This window comes from Brevibacterium iodinum ATCC 49514 (assembly GCF_900169265.1).
In the GTDB taxonomy this organism is placed as follows: domain Bacteria; phylum Actinomycetota; class Actinomycetes; order Actinomycetales; family Brevibacteriaceae; genus Brevibacterium; species Brevibacterium iodinum.
In genome coordinates this window covers 290,110-304,628 of record NZ_FXYX01000001.1, presented here as the reverse complement: position 1 = coordinate 304,628, position 14,519 = coordinate 290,110, and the positions used below count along the sequence as shown (strand labels likewise).

Genomic DNA, 14,519 nt, shown 5'->3' with positions numbered 1-14,519 from the left:
ACGCTGCCAACCCGATCCACTCCGGTCCGGAGATTCTTGGCCAACACCGCCGCGAACTATCGCTCTCAAGTCTACTGAGAAAGGCTGATAGTTTGCCAGACGCCGACTACGAGAACGAACAGATCCCGGCCGCAGAAACTCGGGGGTCCGCGGCGGGGACCTGTGTCGCTCGGCGAACGGGACTCGACAGGGCGTGCAGCGCGAGCGGATCCGGTCGGGACGCCCGACCGAGCAGGGACTCGACGAGGCGGAAAGGGAACCGCTCGCCACGAGCGGAAGCTCGATCGTGACGGTGGAATCCGATCGGCTCAGGGGGCGAAGAGGCGCGAGTTCGCCACCTCGACTTCGGAGTACTGCCGGGCTGCGGTGTGGAGCGCTCCGTGGACGGAGTCGAGCGATTCCATGAGTTGCTTCTGCGCACGCTCCCACTGGTTGACCACGGCTTGGAAATTCTGGGCGGCACTGCCGCGCCAGCATTCCTGGAGGGCAAGCAGATTGCGCATCATCGTGTCGGATTCGGACACGAGATTGCGGGAGGTGTTCGCGGCGGCTGTGGCAGCGGATTGGACGCGTTCGGCGTCGACTTCGAAACTCATCATCACTCCTCTTGGTCAGAGACGTTCCGCCGCGGTCGGGCGAGACGACATCAGTGTCGGCTGACGCGACAGAGGAGGGGAAGAGCACGGAAAGAGGGTGTGGACAGCGTTCGGCTGTCCACACCCTCCAGGTGGCTGAGTCGCGATCGGATCCCCACGCGCGGGCGCTCGAGTGGTGGAAGTTCGGGCGGCTGACCGCTGAGCCAGCGGACCGCCTCGGCGACGTGCCTACTGCAGCACGAGCGTGACGTCGAGCTTCTGTTCCTTCCCGCCGCTGACCACGGTGACCTCGACCGGGGTGTTCACCGGCTGGGCGCGGACGAGGGCGCGCAGGGCGATGGCGTTGTTCACCTTGGTTCCGGCCACCTCGACGATGTCGTCTCCGTCCTTGATTCCGGCCTTGGCTGCGGGGGATCCGCCGGCCACGGACTGCACCTTGGCGCTGCCTCGGCTGATCCCGCCGCTGTTGATGTGCCCGTCGGTGAGAGTGATGCCGAGGAACGGATGCTGGGCCTTGCCGGAGGAGATGAGCTGATCGGCGATCATCACAGCCTGGTTCGCGGGGATCGCGAAACCGATGCCGATCGACCCGGACTGACCTCCCTCGCCCTGGCTCAGCGATGCGGCCGCCGAGTTCACGCCGATGAACTGGCCATCACCATTGACCAGCGGTCCACCCGAGTTGCCGGGGTTGATCGCCGCATCGGTCTGGATGGCGTTCGTGATCGTCATCTCCTTCTCCTGCGAGGAGGCATCGTCGCCGATGTTCTCCGTCGATACCGGGCGGTCGAGCGCGGAGACGATGCCGGTGGTCACGGTGTTGGCCAGGCCGAGCGGGTTGCCCAGGGCCATCACGGGGTCGCCGACGGTCAGCTTCTTCGAATCGCCCATGACCAACGGTTTCACCCCGTCGGGCACCTGTTCGAGCTTGATGACGGCGATATCGGTCGAGGGATCGCGGCCGACGATCTTCGCCTCCGTCGTCTCACCGTTCTTCATGGTCACGGCGATCTCGCCGTCGGGGGTGTCCGCCGGCGCGACGACGTGGTTGTTCGTGATGACGTGGCCCTGATCGTCGTACAGTGCACCCGAACCGAGTCCCTGGACCTGGCCTCGAGTGCCGACCTGGATAGACATCACACTGTCCGAGGTCTTCTCTGCGACCTGCGTCCAATCGGGGGTCTCGATCGTCTCCTCGGCGACCTTGCGCGGTTCGTCGTTCTGCAGCGCCGAAAGCGCATAGTTTCCGCCGAACGCGAGAGCCCCACCGAGGAGCGCGGCCACCAGGCCGATCGCGATCGTCGCACCCCAGCCGGGTCCTTTCTTCTCTCGCCGAGGCGGCTGCTGAGCTCCGTACGGACCGAACCCGTCCGGCCCGACCGGACCACCGGGTCCGTTGGGATTCACCGGCCCACCGGGTCCGGGCTGGGAACCGACGGCCGAGAATTCCGAGGAACAGGGGCCCGAGCCATGTGCGGCCGAATAGGCGTTGGAGCCGGTGGGGTTGCCGGGGCCGTTCGGGTTGCCGGGAGCGCCCGGGTAGCCGGCGGAACCTGACTGCTGAGAGTTCGGCCCGGTCTGATAGGTGCCGGCGCCAGCAGCTGCTGCTCCAGTTCCTGCCGTGGCTCCGGTTCCGACAGCAGTCGATCCGGAGCTGTTCTGTCCGGCGTTGTCCTGGCCCTGATAGGAGCGCGGCCCATTCTGCTGGGGCTGACCGTACTGAGATTGGTGCTGCGGCAGATTCGGCTGGTCGTTCTGCCGATCCGGTCGTGGCTGATTGCCGAAATCGCCCTGGGCACTCTGGTGTCCTGGATAGCCCGGCTGGCCGCCCTGCCGGAGGCTGCCCGGCTGGTGCGAAGAATGCTGCTGACCGTTCGGCTGATACGGCGACGACCGCTGGGAGGTAGAGCCGCCTCGGTGACGGGATCCGTCCACAGGGTTCTGCGCCTGAGTCGACGGAACGTCGGGGCGTCTCTCCGGCGGTGCGACCGGTGGACTGACGCGTGCTGGGCCGTTGGGCTGGGACGGGAAGGTGCGCGGAACCTCGGCTCCGGACCCTCGGTAGCCTCCGGCCGATGAGCTGCGACGTCCCCCGGCGGCGGAACCCCTGTCCTGATTCCCCAACGGACGCGGTGTCTGATCATCCGGTCGGGAGCTGCGGGACACCTCATCCGGATTCTGAGGGTCGGTGTTCTCGTTCATCGCTCATCCTTTCGCGTGTACGCAGTGGTTTCGCCGTTGTCGGAGATGGGCAGGTCGATGCGGAAGGTCGCACCACCGCCCGGAGTTTCGTGGACGGAGATCGCACCATGGTGGTTCTCCACGATCGCCTTGACGATCGACAGCCCGAGCCCGGATCCGCCGGTATCCCTGGTCCGGGACACGTCGAGGCGGTAGAAGCGCTCGAAGATGCGCGGAACCACCTCTGGGTCGATTCCGTCGCCGTGGTCCCTGACCTCGAAGCGGACCCTGCCGTTGGGGAACCCTCGCAGTGACTCATCGACCGTGATCGATCCGGCCGCCGTGACATCGGGGACGATGTTCGCCGGCTCGGGAGACTTAGGCTGAGGTCCGGATTGGGACTCGGCTGCTGATGCGGACCGCGACGCAGTCTGGGAATCGGCCGCTGCCCCATTCTGCGGTCCGGAATTCTGAGGACCGGAGGGCTGCGCCGACTGCGATCCGGACGGTGTCCTGAGCTGCCCGTTGTGTTGCCCCTCTCCGTGCTCCGCAGTCGGAACGGGACTATCGGACTCGACCTGACGGTTGGGCTTGGCCGGGGACTCTGCGGCGGTCCGGGGGTTCGGCTGGGTGTCGGATTGGTCGTTTCCGGCAGAGTCGCCTCGGCGGAAGATTCGGACCCCGCCGGTGACGAACCCGCGTTCACGTGGTTTGTCCTTCGCCCCGTTCTTCGCACCATTGCGACCGTTCTGACCGCGGGCTCCGCCCTCACGGATCTCGCCGGTGTCCGCGGAATCGGGGTCGACCGACTCGGGCAGACCGACGACGCCGACGGCGAATTCGATGGCCGTGTGCTCAGGTGTGTGGCGTACGGCGTTGGCGGCAAGGTTGACGATGACCTGGCGGATCTTCGATTCGGACCCGCGGATCAAGGGCACCGGCTGCGCATCCTCGCCGTCGAGTCCGATGAAGCTGATGTCACGGTCAGGAGCCTGCGCTGCGGCATCGGCGGCGGCGTCACGGACGACCTTGTGCAGATCGATCGGGCCGATCTCGGCGGCGCGCTGCTCGTCGAGGCGGGCCAGGACGACGAGGTCGTCAACGAGGACGCCCATGCGCTTGGCTTCGGACTCCATCCGCTCCATCGCATTGGCGACGTCCTCGGGCTTCGTGATCGCACCCTGGCGGTACAGCTCCGCATAACCGCGGATCGTGACCAGGGGGGTACGCAACTCGTGCGAAGCGTCGGAGACGAACTGGCGGATGCGCTTCTCCGAGCGGGTCTGCCCGTCGAAGGAGTCCTCGATGCGTCCGAGCATCGTGTTCAGTGCCGCAGACAGCCGGCCGAGCTCGGTGTTGCGCGGATAGCTGGGCACACGTTGTGAGAGGTCGCCGGCGGCGATGCGGGAGGCAGTCTTCTCGATATCGCGCAGCGGCCGGAACGTGTTGTTGATCGCCCAATAACCGACTCCGGCGACCATCGCCAAGGCGAGCAGCCCGATGCCGATCATCGTGTTCCGGGCCCGCTCGTTGATGTTGTCGACCTCGCGGTCGAAAGGCACCGCGATGGACACGAGCACGTCGGTGTTCTTCACCTTCATCGCCCGCGCTCGCCACTGCGAACTCGTTCCAGCGACGGTGAAAGGTTCGCCGGCGCGGGAGTAGACCTCCTGCTCGTTGATCTTCGGCAGGATCGGATGGTTCTGCGGCTCAGGGGCGACAGGATCGCGGATCGGATCCCCGTCCGTGTTGTAGAACTGCACGTAGAAGCCTCCCGGCAGAAGGCTCTTGAGCTGATCCCAGGAATTCGAATCGATCGTCGTTGACGACGGAGCATCCTCGTCGGCGTCGTCCCCGGACTGGAGTTCGGCCTTCTGGAACACATCTTGGTAGGCCTGCTTCGCCAACGTCTCCGAAGCACTGATGAGTCGCTCATCGGTGCGCTGGACGAGGCTGTCGCGCAGGTTCTCCAACACCCAAGCGCTCGTCCCCGTGAGGACGAGCAGCATGAGCAGCATCATGATGGCCAGCAGCTTGGTGGTCAGGGACCATTCTTCCCAGAAGCCGGGACGAGAGGGACGGGATTCTATTGCCACGTATGTAATCTATCGCCCTTGGTTGGACGACTACTTGGATTCCGGTGTGCGCAGCATGTAGCCGACCCCGCGCTTGGTCTGAATCATCGGCGTCCATTCCATCTCGACGGGGTGACCGGCGGCGTCCGTTTCCGGAGTGACGTCGATCTTGCGGCGCAGGTAGGAGATATAGGACTCGACGATTCCGGTGTCACCGCCGAAGTCGTATTCCCACACGTGGTCGAGGATCTGCGACTTCGACAGGACGCGGTTCGTATTGAGCATGAGGTAGCGCAGGAGCTTGAACTCGGTGGGGGAGAGGTCGATGAGGATGCCGGAGCGGCGGACCTCATGGGTATCGTCGTCGAGTTCGAGGTCGCCTGCCACGATGACGGCGTTCTCCTCGTCCTCGAGATTGCGAGTGCGGCGGAGGACGGCGCGGATGCGGGCGACGACCTCTTCGAGGCTGAAGGGCTTCGTCACATAGTCGTCACCGCCGACGGTCAGACCGGTAATCTTGTCCGAGGTGTCGTCACGGGCGGTGAGGAACACGACGGGGGCGTTCATGCCGATCTGGCGCAGGCGGCGGGTGACGGTGAAGCCGTCCATGTCCGGGAGCATGACGTCGAGGACGAGGAGGTCGACCTCCGTCTGCTCGGCCAGACGAAGCGCCTCGGCGCCGTTGGCGGCGGAGACGACGTCGAATCCGGCGAAGCGGAGACTGGTGGACAGGAGTTCGCGGATATTGGGCTCATCATCGACAACGAGCAGGGTGGCTTCGATGTCGGTGTCGTTCTGTGCTGTAGTCATGAATCCAGTCTGAGACCCATTTCTGGGAATGGGCTGGAGATTACCTGAATGCGAATGTGATGTGCGTCACTTTAAAATTCTCAGGAAAGTTTTTTGGGTCCTGGATCGGGTATTCGTTCTCAGGAACGAAAGCCTGATTTCAGTGAAAAATGTGGTCGCGACCAGCTCGCGGTCAGATTTGCCCGCCGAGGTGGGTGTGCGAGGGCGCGTTCAGCTGAGTATGGGTGTTCGACTCAGTGTGGGCGCGGCGGGCGAGGGTCGGGTGGCATCGGGAAGACGGTGCCCGACCGGGATGTCGGATTCTCTCGGATCTCACGCGGCGGGCGGAGGTCGAAGAGCTGCTGGGTGACAGCGAAGCGCCGAACCCGCTCGGGGCGGTGGCGGTCATAGACCACCTGGCCGACAGTACCTCGTAGCGACGGGTCCTGCTGGACGAGGTGACGGGCCCAGCGTTCCCGGCCCCGGTCGTCGACGAAATGAACAACGGTCAGGGTCGGGCCCCTCGACTGGGCCTGTGCCGAGTAGTCGATGACTCTTCCCTCTGCGAGGGCGACATTGGGGTGGGGTGGGCGGTCGAGGATCGGATAACGGGCCTTGCGGAATGCGAGCAGGGAGACGGCGACGAGTCCGAGACCGGCGGCGATCGCAACCACCCACCAGACGGGAGCCGCGTCCGTCATGGCTGGAGCGAAGCCGAGGCCGAGCCCGCCGCCGGATCCGAGCGCTGCCAGTTGGTATCGGAAAAAGCGAGAGAGGCTGCCGCCGGTGCGGAAGCGGCCGAGGGCTGCGAGCACGAGCAGAAAACTGGCGGTGACAGAGGCGATGGCCACAATGACCGCGATGGCGCTGAAGAGCGTCTTTTCGCTCAGCAATCCTCCGGGACCCGCAGGAAGCAAAGCCAGCGCCGCAATGGCGAACCCAGATGTCAGCGTGACGGACATGGTGATGATGCCTGCTAGGCCGGCGGCGAGCTTGCGTCCGGCGGTGATGTGCAAGGGCTGAAGTGACATGGGCGGCTCCTCGGGTCAGTTGTGGGAGTCGGCGTCGGAATGGCGGGCGCGGAACGCCGCAACATGAGTGCGGGTGGCGCAGCTGCCGGTATCGCAGAAGCGCTTCGAGCGATTGCGGCTGAAGTCGGCGAGGTAGGCGCGGCAGTCTTCGGCGGCGCAGCGACCGAGTCGGTCGAGGTCGCCGGAGCGGATGAGGTCGATGAGCACGAGGGCGACATCGGCGGCAACTCGATCCGCGAGGCTGGCTTGAGCGCCGGTGGCGTGCAGGTGCCAGTCCCAGTTGTCATGTTTGACCAACTGCGGCACGGAACCCGAGTCGCTCAGTGTGAGATTGATCTCATCGACGACTGCGATCGTGCCGGCTTCGACCTCTTCGTCGGTCTCGGCATCAATGCTCGAGTCCAGGGCTGCGGCGAATCTGCGGCGCAGTTCCAGGGTCTCGTCGACGTCGTGTTTTGTGGCGGTCAAGGGGCCGGAGAAGTCGTGCCGGGCCGCGAATTCGTGGAGTTTCGCGGTTGTCGTCAGCTCATCGCCGCCGTCCGTGATGTCGCCGGAGGTGTTGAGGAGGTCGACGAGCATCGTGAGGTTCGCGCGAATGTCGTAGATGAAAGCCATGGTGAATAACATTCTGCCACAGGATGTAAGGACCAAAATGCACTTGACCCATTTCAATTTCAGGGCCGATACTGAAACCGGCAATCGTCGGACCGCCTCGGCGAGGGGATGATCCGGCACCGCACCATCCGCTCAGCCTCGCCCTGTCAACTCAACACCGCACCACCACCTCGGGGACGTCTGCCCTCGTACGCCACTCAACGTTTCACCACATCAGGAGGTCAGGAATGAATCGCACCGTCATCGCAGGGTTCCTGCTCACTCTTGCCTCCGCGTTCTTCTTCGCGGTGTCGGGGCCGATCGCGAAGACGATGTATGCGATCGGGTGGACGCCGGGCGCGGTGGTGCTCATCCGCTTGGCCGGCTCCGCGGTCCTGCTGCTCATCCCCACCCTCATCGCCCTGCGCGGACGCTGGGGCGAAGTGCTCACACACTGGCGCACAGTCGTCACCTACGGCCTGGTCTCGATGGCCGGCGTCCAGGGGTTCTACTTCGTCGCCGTCGAACACCTCACCGTGGCCGTGGCGCTGCTGCTGGAGATGACCGCGCCGATGCTCATCGTCTTCTGGATCTGGGCGCGGACGCGGACCCGGCCGGCGACCGTGACGTTCATCGGGGTCGTCGTCTCCATGATCGGGCTCCTGCTCGTGCTCAACCTGCGCGGATCGTCGATCAGCATCTTCGGCGTGGTCATGGCCATGGCCGCCGCGGTCTGCCTGGCCAGCTACTTCCTCGTCTCTGCGAAGGACACGATCACGATCCCGCCGGTCGCGCTGACCGGTCTGGGCATGGGCATCGGGGCCCTGGCGATGTCGGCCATCGTGCTCGCCGGCGTCATGCCGTGGAACGCGGTGACGGCTGACGTCGACTTCGGCGGGGTGTCGATGTCGTGGGTCGTGCCGATGGCGATGATCGTCGCCTTCACGGTCGGCGCCTACATCACCGGGATCCTCGGTCTGCGCTATGTCGGGGCGACGGTCGGATCGTTCGTCAACCTCGTCGAGGTCCCGTTCTCCGTCATCGTCGCCTGGCTGGTCCTCTTCGAGATGCCCGCCCCGATCCAGCTCTTCGGCGGAGTCTTCATCCTCGGCGGCGTCGGCTTCATCAAGTGGGGCGAGTCCCGCCTGGCCCGCCGCGTCGCCCGCCGCGAGGTAGTCGCCAAGTCCGAACCCTCCCTCATCACTACGTAATTACTACCTGACGGCGGCCCAGCAACCTGGCGCCAGGTTGCTGGGCCGCCGTCAGGTAGTAAAGAGGGGAGTGTCAGCGGACTTCGATGCTGTAGCTGTAACCCTGTTCGGTGAGGAAGCGGCGGCGCTGAGCCGCGAAATGCTCATCGACGGTATCGGCGGCGACGACCGTATAGAACGTGGCCGAACCCTTGTCTTCCTTCGGACGCAGAATCCGTCCGAGGCGCTGAGCCTCCTCCTGCCGGGATCCGAAGGCTCCGGAGACCTGGATCGCCACCGAGGCGGCCGGCAGATCCACGGAGAAGTTCGCGACCTTCGAGACGACGAGCACGGGGATCTCCCCGGACCGGAATTCGCGGAAGAGCTCCTGGCGCACCGATTCTGGAGTCTGCCCGGTGAGCACCGGTGCACCGAGTTCGGCTCCGATCTCCTCGAGCTGGTCGAGATACTGACCGATGACGAGGATCTGCGCATCCGGATGATCGGCGACGAGCTCGGAGACGATCGGCAGCTTCGCATCCGATGTCGCAGCCAGCCGGTACCGGTCTTCACCGTCGGCGCGGGCATACGCGGTTCGGGTTCCGCCGTCGAGGCGGACGCGGACTTCATGGCAGGCGGCCGAAGCGATATAACCGAGTCGTTCGAGTTCCTTCCACGGCACCTCGTACTGTTTGGGCCCGATGAGGGAGAACACCTCGTCCTCGCGTCCGTCCTCACGCACCAGCGTCGCAGTCAGGCCGAGGCGACGGCGAGCCTGCAGGCTTGCGGTCAGTCGGAAGATCGGTGCCGGCAGCAGGTGCACCTCGTCATAGATGACCAGGCCCCAGTCCTTGGCATCGAGGAGTTCGAGGTGGAGGTACGAGCCCTTCCTCCGGGTGGTGAGCACCTGGTAGGTGGCGATGGTGATCGGTCGGATCTCCTTCGTCGATCCCGAATATTCGCCGACCTCGTCTTCGGTCAGGGTGGTGCGGCGCAGGATCTCGTCCTTCCACTGCTTGGCCGAGACCGAGTTGGTCACGAGGATGAGCGTCGTCGTCTGCACCCGGGACATGGTGGCCACACCGACGACAGTCTTCCCCGCACCGCAGGGCAGAACGACGACCCCGGACTCACCGGACAGCGACTGGTCGATCGCCTGTTTCTGGTAGTCGCGCAGATGCCATTGACCACCGTGGGCATCATCGGACAGGGAGATCTCGTGGGCTTCGCCGTCGACATAGCCGGCGTGGTCGGAGACCGGGTGGCCCAACTGCAGCAGGGCGTGTTTGAGCTCGCCGCGCTCGGAGGGGTGGACGAGGACGGATTCGGCGTCGATGCGTTTGCCGAACTTGCCGACGAGGTCGGGCTGACCGACGAGCTCATCGAGCAGTCCCGTCTCCGTCGAAGTCAGGGTGAGTCCGTGGATCGGGTGGTCGATGAGGGTGAGCACACCGAACCGGTCCATGATGTCGACGATGTCGACGAGGAGCTCATGTGGGACCGGGTACTTCGCGAATTCGAGGAGCACGTCGACGACGGATTCGGCATCATGGCCGCTGGCGCGAGCGTTCCACAGACCCAGCGGGGTGATCTCATAGGTGTGGATGTACTCCGGGGTCCGCGACAGCTGCGCAAACGGGGCAATCGCCACGGCCGCCTCGACGGCCATCGGATGTCCCGATTCGAGCAGCACAGTCCGATCGGACTGCACGATCAACGGACCATTCATTCAATACTTCCCTTCCCGAAGTGTGATGACACCAGAGGACACAACACGTCCATCACCCCGATTGTTCCCGCTCCGAGCTACCTGACGGGGGCCCAGCAACCTGGCGCCAGGTTGCTGGGCCCCCGTCAGGTAGCAATTAAGGGGAGGGGTCTACGGAGACGATGCGGGCGACGGACAGGGAGGCCTCGGCGCCGGTGGTCGTCACCACTCCGCGGACGCGGCCGGCGTTGAGGGTGGTCGGCAGCATCTCGATCGTCCGTTCCTTGCCGTGGGAATCCGCGATCCGAATGAGCACGCGACGCTTCTCCTCCGCCGCTTCCCGCAGCCGATCCATATGCCCCAAAGGCTCATCCGTGCTCACCTGGGCGGCCGCCGTCGGTGCGGACCGCAGGATCCGAATATATTCGCCGAGGTGGCCGTCGCTGACCCGCGGACGTCGCCTCACGCTGACCTCGGGTTCCGATTCGGTGATCACTCGGCGCTTCCGCACCGGCCCCGCCGCCGAATGCAGCAGGGCATGATGATCCCCGGCCTCGAGCAGGTGCATCGTGCGCTCCGGGCCCAGCTGAGCGATCGCCACGGTCGGAACCAGACGTTCGAGACCGGCTGGCATCATCGCCTGATCGGAGAGGATGACATCGAGGTCGACCGGGTCGTCGACGATGAGCACCGCCCTGGCCACTGCCACACGCACCCGCCGCAGCTTCGAGGCCGTGTTCTGCACGAGGAATTCCAAGGTCGACGGCAGCTCTTCGGCACTGATGCCCGCGAGTTCGGCCAAGGCCTCCTCCGGGGTGAGACCGGACTGCATGGTGTCCTCGATGGTCTCGGCGTCGATGCGATAGACGGTGCCCTGGCCGCGTGCCTCGACGACGGCGTACCTGCGCAGAATATGGTGGACCCGCGGCTCGATCGGGCCGGTCGCCACAGCGGTGAGATCGGACTGGATGAGCACTGTGTCGACCTCGGCCCCGAGCCCCTCGGTGACCGCGGCGATGACATCGCCGGGCACTGTCAGGGCCTCGACGGACACACCCAACGGCAGGATCGAGGGGTCCTGCTCGGCATGCTCGGCCATCGCCCGATCCAGTCCGGCGGCCAGACGGAGTCCGAACCGGCTCGGACCGAAATGATCCGGCTCCTGCAGCGGAGTCGTCGCCAACCCGAAACTCACACAGGTATGGAGAACGGCCTCGGTCATCGCGAATTCGTGTGCCGGCAGCAGCGGATGCCGACGCAGCACCTCGGCATGGATCCACCCTGCCGACCGTGCTGACCCCAGACCGATGTCGTGCAGGACGGAGAGCACGGCGAAGCGCAGCAGCGGCATCGCCGGCGCCGACAGCCCATAGCCCTTGAACAGGGACTTCTTCGGAGCAGCGAGCACCGTGAGGCGTTCGTTCTCGCTCGCCCCCGCCGCCAGCTGCGTGACGTCGAGCAGATCGCGCAGCCACGCCCCGACCAGCGCTGCCCACAGCTCGGCACGATCGCGGGCGAGAGCGGAATCGGCATCATCGGCGGCCGTCCACTGCGGATCGAGCGCATCGTCGAGGACCCCGATGAGGTGCAGCGATTTCGCCGCCTGCAGCAGGGTGATCGTCTGCTCGAGACCCAGTTCGAGGGTGCGGGCGAGTCGGGAGACGTCCCGTTTCGAGATGCCGCCGCTGATCAGCCGGGAGATCGGGGAGGCGGCGAGCTCATCGACGAGGCCGCGCAGGGATGAGATGACCTCGGCCACGGCGGCCTCTTCGCTGTTGTGGATGAGAGGTTGACCGATCGTGGCCGCGCTCGAATCGATCGATGCGGGGTCGATCTGCCACGGATATGCCCTGGCAGTTTCGGCCGCCGAGGTGGGCAGCAGGGTGATGGCCTCGGACTGGATCTTCCATACGCCCCCAACCGCAGACCCAGCAGACCCAGCAGACCCCGCAGATCCACCAGACCCACCCGAATCGGCCTCCCCACCGGCCGGCCATGCCAGGCCGAGGTCGCGCAGTCGGGGCAGGGCCGCCTCGGCGAGTGCGGGATCGATATGCGGATTGCCCGTGATCTTGATCTCCGGCGTCGTCCGGGCCGCCTTGGCCAAGGCGATGAAGACCTCGAGCGACTGCGCATCGAGGGCTTCGATGCCGCGGGAGACCCCGATGCGCGAGGACGCGGCCGCGGCCAGCGCCGCCATCGTCGGGGACTCGGGTTGGAGGAGGTCGCGACGGGTCCGGACGAAGGACTCGAAGTCGGCATCTGCACTGTGGGACAGCCACTGGCTGAAGGTCATTGACATCGCAGATCAGTCTATCGCGAGGGGTACAATGGTGGCGCAGAGAAGGATCAGAGATCGGACGGAAGGACGCGCATTGTCAGCCACTCGAGTCGACACGACCATCGTCGTCGCCGCGGTTGCCGCCGCAGCCATCGGGGCGCTTGGCCTCATCGGCGTCCTCGGCCAGGCCTGGATGGGACTGACGCCCAGTCCGCTGCTGACCTACCTGCCCATGATCCTCGTGCCCATCGCCGTCATCCTCGCCTGCGTGGCCATGATCCGAGCCGCCATCCGACGCAGACAGACCGGGGTGGGCCACCGCTGAAACCATCACTCATGCCTCACCCCGCAGGTTCGGGTACGGGCATGAGCCCCACCCGCACAGTGTGATCCAGGCGGTGCGGATCCCCACCTCGCCGAGGCGGCCGACCATCCAAGCGCGCACGTCCCCCGTGATCTCCCGCCGCGGACAAGGTGCTCACCGCCACCCTGCACGTGACCTCCACGGACAGGTGAGAGCCAGGGATCACAGCGGCGACGCGATGCCCTCGGTCCCGCAGTCGGCAGAGTCCGACCGACGGCAATGAGGGCACACGAGCACAGCGACCACACCACCCGACCTGCTTCCCGGCCGCGGAATCCGACTCCGCAGCCGACCGACACACGGCCCGCACCTGCGGGCACCGTACGATCAGCCCGCTTCAGCGGGTACGAACAGACAGAAAGGACATCATGCCCACCGGACGCGTGAAATGGTTCGATGCCGACAAGGGCTTCGGCTTCGTCATCGCCGAGGACGGCTCGCAGGCCTTCCTCCATTCCTCCGTGCTGCCCGAGGGAGTCGAAGTCACCAAGGGCACCCGGCTCGAATACGATGTCGTCGATTCCCGCCGGGGAGCGCAGGTGCTCAAGGCCCGCCCGATCACCACTCCCGGCAAAGTCGCCAAGGCCCGCCGACGTCCGGCCGTGGACATGGCAGTTATGGTTGAAGATGTCATCAAAGTTTTGGATGACCTCAACAACGGACTGCAGCACGGCCGTTACCCGGACCCCACCCATGGGAACAAGGTCGCCAGCCTGCTGCGGGCGATTGCCGACGATTTGGAGTCCTGATGTCATCACTGTTCAGTGATTGGCTGGCCCGGCAGACAGCCGCGCCCGCCGAGAACGACGCCGAACAGACCACCGAGGCCCCGGGCAGCGATGTGCCCGCCGCTGCGGGCGAATCGACCGCCGCTGGAAGTGCGGTCGCCGCGGATTCCGGCACGGTCGCCTCGGCGAAGGCATCGAAGACCGGTCGTCCGCGATCGGGCACGGAGAAGGTCGTCCTCGACACCCAGCTGGCCGCGGCGATCGACATCGCCCGCACCGCCATCACCGAGGTGGCCGGCACTGCCGTCGTCGGCGAACACCTGGGCACCGTGGCCGAGGCGACTCGCCTGGTCACCCACTACTTCGTGTGCACCGACCCGACCTACCGCGGTTGGCGGTGGGTGGCCGTGCTCGCCCGCGCTCCGCGCGCGAAGAAGGTCACGGTCTGCGAAACCGCGCTTCTGCCCGGACCCGATGCTCTCGTCGCCCCCGAATGGGTGCCGTGGGAGGAACGACTCGAACCCGGCGATTTGGGCCCGCGGGACACTCTGCCGAAGCTCGATCAGGATCCGAACCTGCAGCCGGGCTTCCAGCAGACCGAGGACAATTCGGCAGACAACATCGACCAGATCCAGAACTTCGAATTCGGTCTCGGTCGTGAACGCGTGCTCTCCTCCGACGGGCTGAGCGCGGCCGCAAGCCGGTGGTCGGAATCCGATGCCGGACCCGACAGCGAGTTCGCCTCACGCGCGGCCGGACACTGCGGCAGCTGCGGCTACCTCATGCCGATCGCCGGATCGCTGCGTCAGAAGTTCGGGGTCTGCGCCAATGCGTGGTCGCCGTTCGACGGTCGCGTGGTCGGACTCGAATCCGGGTGCGGTGCGCATTCGGAGACCGACGTGAGCCGGCCGAACAACGAGCCTGCTGAAGCAGTCGTCGACGACTACTCCGGCGAGCTCGAGTTCCAGGAGGGCTGAACCAC

12 protein-coding genes are annotated in these 14,519 nt (G+C 65.7%); 4 read left to right on the top strand and 8 right to left on the bottom strand.

What is annotated here, in order from left to right; all coding sequences use genetic code 11:
* Window positions 1-308 precede the first annotated feature (308 nt).
* The 6 genes from BI49514_RS01360 to BI49514_RS01335 form a co-directional block, all read right to left on the bottom strand.
* A complete protein-coding gene (locus BI49514_RS01360; protein ID WP_101544051.1) occupies window positions 309-596 on the bottom strand; it encodes a WXG100 family type VII secretion target in 288 nt (95 codons plus the stop codon).
* Between the two features lie 228 nt (window positions 597-824).
* A complete protein-coding gene (locus tag BI49514_RS01355; RefSeq protein WP_101543640.1) occupies window positions 825-2,798 on the bottom strand; it encodes a S1C family serine protease in 1,974 nt (657 codons plus the stop codon).
* Window positions 2,795-4,873, bottom strand: a complete 2,079-nt coding sequence (locus tag BI49514_RS01350; RefSeq protein ID WP_101543638.1) for a HAMP domain-containing sensor histidine kinase — start codon at window positions 4,871-4,873, stop codon at window positions 2,795-2,797. Before BI49514_RS01350 ends, BI49514_RS01355 begins: the two co-directional genes overlap by 4 nt.
* A gap of 30 nt (window positions 4,874-4,903) precedes the next feature.
* Window positions 4,904-5,662 carry a response regulator transcription factor gene (locus tag BI49514_RS01345; RefSeq protein WP_101543636.1) on the bottom strand — a complete coding sequence of 253 codons (759 nt, stop codon included), beginning with the start codon at window positions 5,660-5,662 and terminating at the stop codon, window positions 4,904-4,906.
* 233 nt (window positions 5,663-5,895) lie between these two features.
* Window positions 5,896-6,672 carry a PH domain-containing protein gene (locus tag BI49514_RS01340; protein ID WP_101543635.1) on the bottom strand — a complete coding sequence of 259 codons (777 nt, stop codon included), beginning with the start codon at window positions 6,670-6,672 and terminating at the stop codon, window positions 5,896-5,898.
* 15 nt (window positions 6,673-6,687) lie between these two features.
* Window positions 6,688-7,287, bottom strand: coding sequence for a CGNR zinc finger domain-containing protein (locus BI49514_RS01335; protein WP_101543633.1), 600 nt, complete (start codon window positions 7,285-7,287; stop codon window positions 6,688-6,690).
* Window positions 7,288-7,514: 227 nt separating this feature from the next.
* On the opposite strand from BI49514_RS01335, the gene BI49514_RS01330 reads away from it, so the two are divergent.
* Window positions 7,515-8,477 (top strand): EamA family transporter, encoded by a 963-nt coding sequence (locus BI49514_RS01330; RefSeq protein ID WP_101543632.1) that lies wholly within the window; start codon window positions 7,515-7,517, stop codon window positions 8,475-8,477.
* Between the two features lie 73 nt (window positions 8,478-8,550).
* On the opposite strand, the gene BI49514_RS01325 is transcribed toward BI49514_RS01330, so the two are convergent.
* Window positions 8,551-10,185, bottom strand: a complete 1,635-nt coding sequence (locus tag BI49514_RS01325; RefSeq protein ID WP_101543630.1) for a DNA repair helicase XPB — start codon at window positions 10,183-10,185, stop codon at window positions 8,551-8,553.
* A 136-nt stretch (window positions 10,186-10,321) separates the two neighbouring features.
* The gene (locus tag BI49514_RS01320; RefSeq protein ID WP_101543629.1) at window positions 10,322-12,466 is read right to left on the bottom strand and encodes a helicase-associated domain-containing protein; all 2,145 of its coding nucleotides are present in this window, start codon (window positions 12,464-12,466) and stop codon (window positions 10,322-10,324) included.
* A 73-nt stretch (window positions 12,467-12,539) separates the two neighbouring features.
* Between BI49514_RS01320 and BI49514_RS01315 the strand changes: the two genes are divergently transcribed.
* From BI49514_RS01315 to BI49514_RS01305, 3 genes are all read left to right on the top strand, one after another.
* Entirely contained in the window at window positions 12,540-12,770 is a 231-nt protein-coding gene (locus tag BI49514_RS01315; RefSeq protein ID WP_101543627.1) for a hypothetical protein, read from the top strand.
* Between the two features lie 407 nt (window positions 12,771-13,177).
* Window positions 13,178-13,558, top strand: coding sequence for a cold-shock protein (locus BI49514_RS01310; RefSeq protein ID WP_101543626.1), 381 nt, complete (start codon window positions 13,178-13,180; stop codon window positions 13,556-13,558).
* Window positions 13,558-14,514: a DUF3027 domain-containing protein gene (locus BI49514_RS01305; protein ID WP_101543624.1), complete on the top strand. Its 957-nt coding sequence runs from the start codon at window positions 13,558-13,560 to the stop codon at window positions 14,512-14,514. Before BI49514_RS01310 ends, BI49514_RS01305 begins: the two co-directional genes overlap by 1 nt.
* Window positions 14,515-14,519 lie beyond the last annotated feature (5 nt).

Coding starts and splice junctions, on each gene's coding strand:
- BI49514_RS01345 (WP_101543636.1), bottom strand. CDS start 5,662: ATGACTACAGCACAGAACGACACCGACATCGAAGCCACCCTGCTCGTT.
- BI49514_RS01340 (WP_101543635.1), bottom strand. CDS start 6,672: ATGTCACTTCAGCCCTTGCACATCACCGCCGGACGCAAGCTCGCCGCC.
- BI49514_RS01305 (WP_101543624.1), top strand. CDS start 13,558: ATGTCATCACTGTTCAGTGATTGGCTGGCCCGGCAGACAGCCGCGCCC.
- BI49514_RS01355 (WP_101543640.1), bottom strand. CDS start 2,798: ATGAACGAGAACACCGACCCTCAGAATCCGGATGAGGTGTCCCGCAGC.
- BI49514_RS01330 (WP_101543632.1), top strand. CDS start 7,515: ATGAATCGCACCGTCATCGCAGGGTTCCTGCTCACTCTTGCCTCCGCG.
- BI49514_RS01325 (WP_101543630.1), bottom strand. CDS start 10,185: ATGAATGGTCCGTTGATCGTGCAGTCCGATCGGACTGTGCTGCTCGAA.
- BI49514_RS01360 (WP_101544051.1), bottom strand. CDS start 596: ATGAGTTTCGAAGTCGACGCCGAACGCGTCCAATCCGCTGCCACAGCC.
- BI49514_RS01310 (WP_101543626.1), top strand. CDS start 13,178: ATGCCCACCGGACGCGTGAAATGGTTCGATGCCGACAAGGGCTTCGGC.
- BI49514_RS01320 (WP_101543629.1), bottom strand. CDS start 12,466: ATGTCAATGACCTTCAGCCAGTGGCTGTCCCACAGTGCAGATGCCGAC.
- BI49514_RS01335 (WP_101543633.1), bottom strand. CDS start 7,287: ATGGCTTTCATCTACGACATTCGCGCGAACCTCACGATGCTCGTCGAC.